Origin of the sequence: Psychromonas sp. (assembly GCF_041586535.1) — a bacterium.
Lineage (GTDB): Bacteria > Pseudomonadota > Gammaproteobacteria > Enterobacterales > Psychromonadaceae > Psychromonas.
Genome location: NZ_JBFGZY010000140.1, coordinates 1 through 10,291 on the forward strand (window position 1 = coordinate 1; position 10,291 = coordinate 10,291).

At 40.1% G+C, this 10,291-nt stretch carries 8 protein-coding genes; all 8 read left to right on the top strand.

Features of this window, described 5'->3' with window-relative positions; translation table 11 throughout:
- Positions 1–495 precede the first annotated feature (495 nt).
- The 8 genes from ABZA00_RS14205 to tpiA all read left to right on the top strand — a co-directional run bounded on the left by ABZA00_RS14205 (position 496) and on the right by tpiA (position 9,986).
- Positions 496–2,133 carry an ABC transporter substrate-binding protein gene (locus ABZA00_RS14205; RefSeq protein ID WP_372882818.1) on the top strand — a complete coding sequence of 546 codons (1,638 nt, stop codon included), beginning with the start codon at positions 496–498 and terminating at the stop codon, positions 2,131–2,133.
- A gap of 2 nt (positions 2,134–2,135) precedes the next feature.
- Positions 2,136–3,104, top strand: coding sequence for an ABC transporter permease subunit (locus ABZA00_RS14210; RefSeq protein WP_372882819.1), 969 nt, complete (start codon positions 2,136–2,138; stop codon positions 3,102–3,104).
- The gene (locus tag ABZA00_RS14215) at positions 3,091–3,981 is read left to right on the top strand and encodes an ABC transporter permease subunit (protein ID WP_372882820.1); all 891 of its coding nucleotides are present in this window, start codon (positions 3,091–3,093) and stop codon (positions 3,979–3,981) included. Before ABZA00_RS14210 ends, ABZA00_RS14215 begins: the two co-directional genes overlap by 14 nt.
- The gene (locus tag ABZA00_RS14220; RefSeq protein WP_372882821.1) at positions 3,981–4,991 is read left to right on the top strand and encodes an oligopeptide/dipeptide ABC transporter ATP-binding protein; all 1,011 of its coding nucleotides are present in this window, start codon (positions 3,981–3,983) and stop codon (positions 4,989–4,991) included. The genes ABZA00_RS14215 and ABZA00_RS14220 overlap by 1 nt, the downstream gene beginning before the upstream one ends.
- The gene (locus ABZA00_RS14225; RefSeq protein WP_372882822.1) at positions 4,988–5,767 is read left to right on the top strand and encodes an ATP-binding cassette domain-containing protein; all 780 of its coding nucleotides are present in this window, start codon (positions 4,988–4,990) and stop codon (positions 5,765–5,767) included. The genes ABZA00_RS14220 and ABZA00_RS14225 overlap by 4 nt, the downstream gene beginning before the upstream one ends.
- Before the next feature lie 462 nt (positions 5,768–6,229).
- Positions 6,230–8,035 carry an EAL domain-containing protein gene (locus tag ABZA00_RS14230; RefSeq protein WP_372882823.1) on the top strand — a complete coding sequence of 602 codons (1,806 nt, stop codon included), beginning with the start codon at positions 6,230–6,232 and terminating at the stop codon, positions 8,033–8,035.
- Positions 8,036–8,156: 121 nt separating this feature from the next.
- The gene (gene ttcA, locus ABZA00_RS14235; RefSeq protein WP_372882824.1) at positions 8,157–9,086 is read left to right on the top strand and encodes a tRNA 2-thiocytidine(32) synthetase TtcA; all 930 of its coding nucleotides are present in this window, start codon (positions 8,157–8,159) and stop codon (positions 9,084–9,086) included.
- Positions 9,087–9,233: 147 nt separating this feature from the next.
- Positions 9,234–9,986, top strand: coding sequence for a triose-phosphate isomerase (tpiA, locus tag ABZA00_RS14240; RefSeq protein WP_372882825.1), 753 nt, complete (start codon positions 9,234–9,236; stop codon positions 9,984–9,986).
- Positions 9,987–10,291: the final 305 nt, after the last annotated feature.

Here is a 10,291-nt window from a genome sequence, read left to right on the forward strand (position 1 = left end):
ATTCTAAGTAAATACCTCGCAACAAAGAGTAAAACGCTTTTAGCCGAACCCTTCGGGCAGCGCTTGTTGGCTCTTTCTACTGCGTTATCGCCTGTTTATGTAGAATAACTACACTACGCAGGCTCTGCCTTGTATAAAGAATCAACAAACTGCTGCAAAAACAATCTCGAAAGATCAAGACCCTAAATGTAGGATAAATGACCTTGGGCACAATTCCTTTTGTCAGTATTGGCGCTTTTTATTTTCAAGCACCGGGTATATTGTATGGTCAAGCCCTCGGGTATGTTATTTTTGGTGTTTTTTCGCTATTATTGACTCACAAGGTATTGCGAAATATAGAAAAAACATAAATAAAAAAGATCCAGCTTCAAGTTATTAATCTGTTTTGTTTTTAATACATCAGAATATTGCTCTAATCGAAACTAATAACAAACTGGATAGTTAAGTGCTCTAAAATTGAGCAGTAGTTTATCTGCAACGAGGGACGCAAGCTATATGCAGCTATCAGATGGGATGATTAATTTTACCATAAGGTTTTTTCTTTTATTTACCACAACGTTTTTATTAAGTGGTTGCTATCAAAGCGAATCAACACTTACAGATAGCTTAATCTACTGTTCTGAAAGTAACGTCCATTCCTTAAATCCGCAGATTAGCCACGATATCTCCAGTCTGGATGCGACAACTCACCAGCTGTATAACCGTTTAGTTAAAATAGATCCGACAAGCAATGCTTATATTCCGGATCTCGCCACGCAGTGGATAGCAAGTGAAGATAAATTGAGTTACACTTTTTTTCTGCGAAAAAATGTCAACTTTCATGAAACAGATTATTTTACACCTACACGTTATTTTAACGCCGATGATGTTATCTTTAGTTTAAAAAGAGTGCTCGACCAGAACCACCCTTTCCACTCGGTTAATCGCGGCAGCGATGCCTATTTTTTTAACCACCCTTATACAGACGCAATTGCCGATATCATCAAAATTGATGATTACACCATCAAATTTATATTGAAAAAAAACGATGTGACCTTGTTGGCCAACCTGGCTGCACATTATTCAGTGATGCTTTCTAAGGAGTACGCCGATCAATTACTGGCTAAGAACGCCGGTGAAAAGATAGATTTTTATCCGGTCGGAACAGGTCCTTTCAAATTTAAAAGGGCCAACAATGCTGGTATCATTCATTATATCAATCACAGTGGTTTTTGGGGTCAAAAGGCAGCAATAAACAACCTCATCTTTGATGTAACAGAAAATAAAACTAAGCGTTATGCAAAACTACTCACCGGCGAATGCGATATCATTACGGATCCAGCGCCCAGCCAGCTAAAACAGCTGAGCAGAAAGTCGAATATTACCCTCAGTAGCCAGCCCACAGCCAATATCGCATTGTGGGCCTTCAATACCAACAAAGTGCCTTTTATTGAAACGAAAGTCCGGCAGGCTTTTGCAAAGGCAGTCGATCAAAAAAACATTCTAAAAGCAGTCTTTTACCAAAGTGCAACAACAACTAATACCTTATTAAATAAACAATCCTGGGCATACAACCTGAGATCAACTGAAATTCAATACCAACCACAGGCTGCCCGCAGTGCCCTTGAAGATATTGGTTTTGACTTTGACAGGGTAATCACCATTCTTACCCCGGCTGACAACTCTATTTTTAATCCTAATTTTCATAAAACAGCGGAATTGATTCAGGCTAACTTATTAAAAATAGGTGTAAAAAGTAAAATTCTCCACCTTAATCAGGCAGCCCTTCACAAACAGCTAATCTCCGGTGATTATGATACCTATTTAACCGGAATTAACGGCAATATAAATGATCCGGATAGTATATTCAGGCCCTTATTGAGCTGTGATTCCACGGTATTAGAAGGTAACTCAAGTCAATGGTGCAGTAAAGAGGTGCAGAATCTATTAAATTCAAATTTGCAGGAGGATAACTTTGCAAGACGCATTAAAAACTATTATAAACTGCAGGAGATTATTCAAGGACAGCGCATTTATTTTCCAATCGCTCATATATTACGCATGGATGCAATGCGCAACAACATATCAGGTATTCAGGTGGATCCTTTTACCGGTATCAATTTCCAGCATGTCAATAAAACAGAAACCGATTAACTATGCTAAATTACTTATTTCGTCGCTTAAATTTATTATTTTTTACAGCATTCGCTCTGTCGATCTTCGCTTTTATGCTCGCTCTTTGGTCAAGCTCCGAGCTCACGGCTAACAATGGCAATTATGTTATGCTGTATGCGCAATACATGATGGATATTCTGCAAGGTCAATGGGGAGCCTCGATCATTAATCAGCAATCCCACATGGTGAATGGGTTAATAGCATTCTCCTCTACGCTGGAACTTTGCCTCGTTGCACTACTTACCTCCATTATCATTGGCATACCGCTTGGTATTTTTGCAGGTCTATACCGTAACGGAGTACTTGATTATACAATTATGTCGATCGCACTGATCGGCCTTGCGTTACCGGCATTTTGGCTGGCGATCATCACCATGATGCTACCAGTCTCATTTGCTCTTGCCCTGCCAATCGATGGTGATATCAGTCCGCTCTATGAAGTTCCCAATATCACTGGTTTTCAACTGATAGACAGTTTATTTGCTATCGAACTATATGGTTTAGATGCTTTTTTCGATCGTTTAGCACATCTGATATTACCCGCAGTTGTATTATCTTTTTTTCTGAGCAGCGAAATAATCAGACTGACACGGCATTCAATATCGCTGGTGATGAAAAGTAATTATATAAAAGCCGCAAATACGAAAGGATTATCTGTTTTGCAGATTGTTTTCCGGCATGTGCTTAAAAATGCATTGCCTCCTATTATTCCGTTGTTAAGGCTGCAGTTAAATACCATAATATCGATCGCTATGGCCATCGAAATTGTCTTCTCCTCTCATGGTGCTGGTGTTTGGTTATTCGCCAGCATTAAAGGCAGCGATTATGCCGCGCTTCCTGCTGCCGTCATTATAATTTCAGGGTTTATCCTGCTCTCGAGCATCATCATCGATATTTTACAGATGCTTATCTCCCCCACAACACGGAGAATATTATATGCTGATAAATAACGAATTTAACGAAGAAAAAATACAATCTCCGTTACAGTATATCTGGGCTCTTTTTAAAAAAAATAATTTTGCAGTTTTTGCCATGTGGGTATCTATTCTCCTGGTAGTGATCGTTTTACTGGCCGATGTTATTGTTCTGCACTCCCCTTTTGTGCAATATCCGGAACATCTGTTACTGCCCCCTTATTGGATTGAGGGCGGGACGACTGAACATATATTCGGAACAGACGACTTAGGGCGGGATGCGCTTGCCCGCTTGATTAAAGGTTTCCAATATACCTTTGGCGGCGCTTTACTGATTACCTGCTTGATATCCTTGATCGGTGCGGTTATTGGTGCCACAGCGGCGTTAACGAAAGGCATAAAAGCCAGTATTCTGCATCATCTCTTAGATGCCCTTTTAACGATTCCAACCCTACTAATAGCGCTTATTTTAATTGTTCTGTTCGGGACAAGTTATCAAAACTGTTTAATCGCGGTATCTCTTTCACTGCTACCGCAGTTTGTACGTGGTATCTACCTTGCCATTGTCAGCCAATTAAGCAAACAGCATATTATTGCCCTGCGACTTGATGGTGCAACCAATATCCGCCTGCTCAGATTCGGCATATTCCCGAATATCCTTGAGCCGCTGGTGACACTTATTAATCAGATTTTTACCATGGCAATATTAGAAATAGCCACCCTGGGTTTCTTGGGGTTTGGCACACAATCACCAGATATTGAATTGGGGAGGTTAATCGCGGATAATATCGAGCTCTCTTTTTTATCCCCCTGGCTTATTATACTGCCGGGCTTGTTGATTTTCCTTACTATCATGATAGTTAATATCTTTACGGAAGGTTTACGCCATGCAATTATTCAAGGAGAAGATTAATGGCCCTTCTGGACATTAGAAATTTAAGTATCGACATCACCACCGCCCAAGGTACGATACGCATGATTGATAAAGCATCATTAAATATTATTGATGGCACAATTCATGGCCTGGTTGGCGAGACCGGCTCAGGAAAAAGTTTAATCGCCAAAGCTATACTCGGGTTGCACAAACCAAATTGGAAAGTAACCGTTGATCGGATGTTTTTAGGCGCAACGGATTTAACCAAACTCTCTCCAACCGATCGGCGCAAGATAATGGGCAAAGAGATCGCCATGATCTTCCAACATCCCCGTTCCTATCTGGATCCGAGTAAAAAAATATTTGCGCAGATTAACGAAGTATTACCGGGTATCTCAATGAAAAACCGTTTGCTGGATAAAATAAAACAGGAGCGGAAAAAAACCTCAACGCAACAGATCAAAGAGTTGTTCCACAGAGTGGGCATTCAGAATGATCAGGCGGTATTAAAAAGTTACCCGCACCAGTTATCAGAAGGTATCTGCCAAAAGGTGATGATCGCGATGGCCATTGCCAATAATCCGAGGCTGATTATTGCCGATGAACCTACCCATGCCATGGAGGCGGTTACTCAGGCTCAAATTCTGCGTTTGTTATACAAATTGAATCAATTAAACAATACTACGATTTTATTACTAAGTAATAACTTCGGCACAATTAGTAACTTATCTGATTTTATCACCCTAATTTACTGTGGACAAACGGTGGAATCCGGCAGTTATAAACAAATTATAGAAAGACCAATGCACCCTTACACCGAAGCGATGATCAAAACAACATTAGACTTTAATGAAGAGATCGCCAGTAAAAGTCAACTGTATACCCTGCCGGGAAACATTCCGTCATTCAACCAGCTGCCGATCGGTTGCCGTTTAGGTCCGCGCTGCGCGCGCGCGCAAAGAACCTGCGTACAATACCCCGATACTGTAAATTATAAAGGCCATATGATTCGTTGCCACTTTCCAACTTTAGATGAAAAAACCTCATGACAGCACTTCTCACTGTAAATAACCTATATAAAAAATACAAAGGCAGTAAATATTTTTTATCTTCTGGCTTTCGTCACGCGATAGGGCCAATAAACTTTACCCTGGATCGCGGTAAAACATTGGCTATTATTGGTGAAAATGGCTCAGGTAAAAGCTCCCTGGTAAAGATGATTGCCGGCGTCATTCCTGCTACCTCCGGTGATATTTTTATTAATGGCATTTCTTTTTCCGCTATGTCACGCCAGGATAGATGTAAATCGGTACGAATTATATTTCAGGATCCCAATATTTCTCTGAACCCTAAAGTCACGATCGGTAAAATATTAACTGCCCCTCTGGAATTAAATACCAGCCTAACGGCAGAACAACGCAAACAGCAAATATTGAAAACATTAGATCTGGTTGGTTTATTACCCGATTATCTCGACTTTTATCCGAACATGTTATCTTCAGTGCAGCAGCACCAGGTAGCCATCGCACGTGCAATGGTGTTAAATCCTGATATTATTATTGCGGATTCAATTTTATCAACCTTAGATACCTCTCTCGGCTTCAAGATCGTTAATATTTTGCTGGAAATACAGGCAAAAAAAGGCATTAGTTGTATATTTGTTTCACATAATATGAATTTGGTAAGGCACATTAGCGATCAGGTTATTGTCATGCAGAATGGAAAAATGGTAGAAAGTAATACAACCGAGCAAATATTTAATTCGCCTCAGGAAGCAACCACAAAAAGCCTGTTACAGAGTGAGCAGCCTGATTACCGGAAGTGATTTTAATTGTTTTTTCAGCAGTTCATTGGCGCTTTATAGCCACACTGCTTCAAGGTGCAAAATCAGCTTCCGCCATTCGAAGGGGCGGCTAAAAGCCTTTTGAGCTTTGTTAGTTCAGTTCACAGACGACATGCCTCCGGCCACGACCAAAACTCTTTTATCTCGGACAAAAATTAACCGCGCAAAGCCAACACACCCTAAAAATATTGTAACTAAATCAAAGGTTTTATATAAAAGGTGTTATTATTAAAATTATTTGTTTTATAATGGCAAATCATTACATTCTCAACAACTTCAACGCGTGCTGTTAAATAAAAAGAAAAATATAATCGCTGTGGTTGATAAATAAAGAATAACTCAATATCTGAGCGGCTAAGAATAATTCGATACTTATTAACATTAATAAGTATCCATTTTAATAAATTAAAACATAACGTCCTGAATATCATGGAGTGAATTTCAATGAAGCATTACAAAAGTGCAATGTGGGTAATTTTTTTATTCACATTGTTATTAACAGTCGTAATCACCTTTGCGGCAAAAATTATTTTCACTCCCCTTATTTCTGAGCAGCAAAAACAGGTAACAGAAACATTACGTTTACATGAAACGCCAGTGATATTTGACCGTTCAAGCTTAAATAAATTAACAGAACAAGCCCAATTTGATTATATTAAAGTCAGCAACCAACAGTTAATGCAGCCCCTGGTTTATCAAAAAAAACCGGCATTTACCGCTATCGAACTGTTTTTTAATATTCCCCCAATTGTTGTTCCTTCAGATAATAGTGATCAAATCCTTGAAGTTAAGATTAATAATAATCAACTACTTGGGCGAGTTCAGCAGATTCTTCTGGCAATTTACAGCACGTTAATAGCACTATTTATCATGATAAGTGTTACCTTCGGGGGCCTGTTTAAAAAGACTGAAGCAACCCTGACCCAAAAAATAACGGAGATAAAGGGAGAAAACGAAGAACATCAGAACACCATCAATGAACAGCAGGAAAAAATTGAGTCATTAACGCAGCAGGCAAATATGGATAACCTCACCGGCCTTGATAACCGTAATGCATTTCGTAAAGCATTAATGGTCATTTTGGGGACACAAGGTGAGCCCAAAAATGCCATTTTATCTATTATCAGAGCCAGTGAGTTAATGTCGATCAACTCACGCCAGGGATTCCAGCAAGGTGATTTATATCTGGAAAACCTTTCCGGAATCATCACCAGGGTAGCCTCTCAATACAAAAACACCTCGATTTACCGAATCAATGGATCTGATTTTGCTCTGATCGCTGAAGATATGAGTATTAGCGATGCTAAACGTCTTGCAGAAGAATTAAAAACGCAGTTTGACCAATATCAGGTGCTGCATGAACTCGACAGTATGGCTTACAACGGCATCTCATCAATCATTTCCGGACAACTGCCCGAACAGGTATTGGCAAGAACTGATATGGCATTAGCTAAAGCACAAACTGAAGGGGTAAACAGTTGGTCGTTCCAGTATCATAATGATGTCGACAGCCTCTTTGGTGAGAAACATTGGCATGTGATAGTAGAAGGAATCATAGCCCAAAAAGGGATCACATTATTGCACCAGCCGATACTTGCTATCCACAAGGATATGAAAGGTTATGAAGAAATTTTCACCCGATTTATTACGGATAATGACCAGACCATACCTACTGATACTGTTTTTGCTATGGCTCAGCGGATCGATAAGATTGTTAAACTTGAACAGATAATTATAGAAAAAGTAATTGCACAGTGCCGCAATAAAAAAGACCATAGCAGTCGCTGGGGGGTCAATATAAGCAGCACTGCTATCCAAAACAGCAGCTTCATCGTATGGTTAGAAAGACTGTTATTACGCGAGCCAGATATTGCCGCATCAATCATTTTCGAGATGGAAGAAGAGCTACTGGATATTAACCTTGTCGCTAGTAAACGTGTTTTTGATATGCTAAGACGCACGGGTACCCGCTCTGCAATCAGTAACTTTGGTAAAGGGATCGGCTCATTTAGCTTATTTAAAACGCTTAAGCCTGACTTTGTGAAAATTGATACCAGTTTGATAAGCGATATTGAACGTGACAATGCCAATCAGCAATTTGTCAGAATGATCATTGATGTAGCTCACCGCATGGGTTGCCGTGTTATTGCCGAAGGTGTTGAGCATCTGGAACAAAAACAGATATTGGAAACAATGTATGTGGATGGTATTCAGGGTTTCTTAATTGCACGCCCTACTCCCCTAAAGTAATTACTCTGCTATAAGCAATCCCCCAAAAGCCCGGCGCTATTAAGTCGGGCTTTGCATATAAAAAATTATTTTTGTACAATGCCGGTGCAAATAACTTCACCCTCTATTTCAAGGTTTATCAATGCCAGACGCTCTTTCACAAAAACAGTTGTTTTCTCTAAAAAAACTGAACAAATCGTTGCGCCGTTCCACGGGCCAAGCTATCTCTGATTACAGTATGATTGAAGATGGTGATCGTGTCATGGTATGCCTGTCCGGCGGGAAAGACAGCTTTACTATGCTGGATATTCTGCTTGAACTGCGTGAAGCAGCACCAATCAGTTTTGAGATCATCGCGATTAACCTGGATCAGAAACAGCCGGGTTTCCCTGAGCACATTCTGCCTGAATATTTACAAAAATTAGGGGTTGATTACCGAATTATAGAAGAGGACACCTACAGTATTGTCCAGGATAAAATTCCCGAAGGGAAAACAACCTGCAGTTTATGCTCACGTCTGCGCCGCGGTATTTTATACCGTACAGCTAAAGAATTAGGTGCGACTAAAATTGCACTTGGGCATCACAGGAACGACATGCTGGCAACCATGATGTTAAATATGTTTTTTGGTGGAAAATTGAAATCAATGCCGGCAAAATTAGTTTCCGATAATGGTGAGCATGTTGTTATTCGCCCGCTGGCTTATTGCAAAGAAAAAGAGATTGAAGCCTATGCAGAGCTCAAAGAGTTCCCGATTATCCCCTGCAACCTGTGCGGCTCACAACCTAATTTACAGCGCCAAATCATCAAGAATATGCTTAATGAGTGGGATGTGCAGTTCCCCGGACGTTTAGAAACCATGTTTACTGCAATGCAGAATGTGGTACCTTCACACCTTTGTGACACTGCCCTTTTCGATTTTAAAGCGATCAACAAAGAGTCCGGCATTATAAACGGGGGGGATATCGCTTTTGATAAAGAAGAGTTAACTCATCAAAATGAAAAAGCCATCCCGATTGAAGTACAATATTATCAACAGCATCAAACGCTGGACATTAAAGAATTAGTTTAGACTACCGAATCTTTCGTTTGTTATAGATCATAGTATTGTCTATTAGCAATCAAGAAGTTAGATTTTTCTAAAAAAAAGATAGGCTTAACGTAATAGTCATTTATAATCGACGGCAATTTTTAATTTAACACTACAATGGAGAAAACCATGAGAACACCACTAGTAATGGGTAACTGGAAATTAAATGGAACAAAAGAGTCTGTAACGGCTTTAATTAAAGGCTTAGAAGCAGCAGCAGATGCAGCAACAAATGTTGAAGTTGCCGTTTGTCCACCAGCTATTTTCATCGACCAGGTTGCTAACCTTGTTGCAAATAACAGCATCGAATTTGGTGCTCAAGATGTAAGCACTAACGTTTCTGGTGCTTTTACAGGTGAAACTTCTCCTGTAATGGTTAAAGAGTTCGGTGCTAAATACAGCTTAGTTGGTCACAGTGAGCGTCGTCAGTACCACAACGAAACAGATGCAGTTGTAGCTGCTAAATTTGTTGCTATCCAGGCACATGGTTTAGTACCTGTTTTATGTATCGGTGAAACACTGGAAGAACGTGAAACTGATAAAACCTTTGCTGTTGTTGAAACACAACTTAAAGCAGTAATCGATGTTGCAGGTATTGATGCATTAGCAAACTGTGTAATCGCATATGAGCCAGTTTGGGCTATCGGTACGGGTAAAGTTGCAACTTCTGAGCAGGCTCAGGAAGTTCACGCACACATCCGTTCTTGGTTAGCAGAGCAAAGCAAAGTTGTTGCTGAAAAAGTACAAATCCTTTACGGCGGTAGCGTTAAAGCAGCAAGTGCAAAAGAATTATTCGCACAACCTGATATCGACGGCGGCTTGGTAGGCGGTGCAGCATTAATCGTTGAAGAATTTGTTGGCATTATCGAAGGCGCTAAATAGTCCTTTAATTTAAGATCAATAAAAGGCGCTATTAAGCGCCTTTTTAGTTTCCAGCCTAACTTTCCCCGCAACAGCAAACTCCCCCCTTTCAGATCAAGACCGCAAAGCCTTCATGCAGAGAGCAAAATCTTTAGCTTTATAATAGTTGCTCGATAAGCTTTATTTATCTGATCTTCCGCACCTGTTTTAAGAATAAATCTGCCTGTAACGTTCTCCTAAACAGTCAATAATAACTTGCTGCCGCTCCTTCCAATTCACCACCATAGGAGCTTGTTCCTCCAGATAAATAACCGTAACGCCTTGGA

What these genes read in the sequence shown, in the direction of transcription:
- ABZA00_RS14205 (WP_372882818.1), top strand. Translation starts at nt 496, where the DNA reads ATGCAGCTATCAGATGGGATGATTAATTTTACCATAAGGTTTTTTCTT.
- ABZA00_RS14210 (WP_372882819.1), top strand. Translation starts at nt 2,136, where the DNA reads ATGCTAAATTACTTATTTCGTCGCTTAAATTTATTATTTTTTACAGCA.
- ABZA00_RS14215 (WP_372882820.1), top strand. Translation starts at nt 3,091, where the DNA reads ATGCTGATAAATAACGAATTTAACGAAGAAAAAATACAATCTCCGTTA.
- ABZA00_RS14220 (WP_372882821.1), top strand. Translation starts at nt 3,981, where the DNA reads ATGGCCCTTCTGGACATTAGAAATTTAAGTATCGACATCACCACCGCC.
- ABZA00_RS14225 (WP_372882822.1), top strand. Translation starts at nt 4,988, where the DNA reads ATGACAGCACTTCTCACTGTAAATAACCTATATAAAAAATACAAAGGC.
- ABZA00_RS14230 (WP_372882823.1), top strand. Translation starts at nt 6,230, where the DNA reads ATGAAGCATTACAAAAGTGCAATGTGGGTAATTTTTTTATTCACATTG.
- ttcA (WP_372882824.1), top strand. Translation starts at nt 8,157, where the DNA reads ATGCCAGACGCTCTTTCACAAAAACAGTTGTTTTCTCTAAAAAAACTG.
- tpiA (WP_372882825.1), top strand. Translation starts at nt 9,234, where the DNA reads ATGAGAACACCACTAGTAATGGGTAACTGGAAATTAAATGGAACAAAA.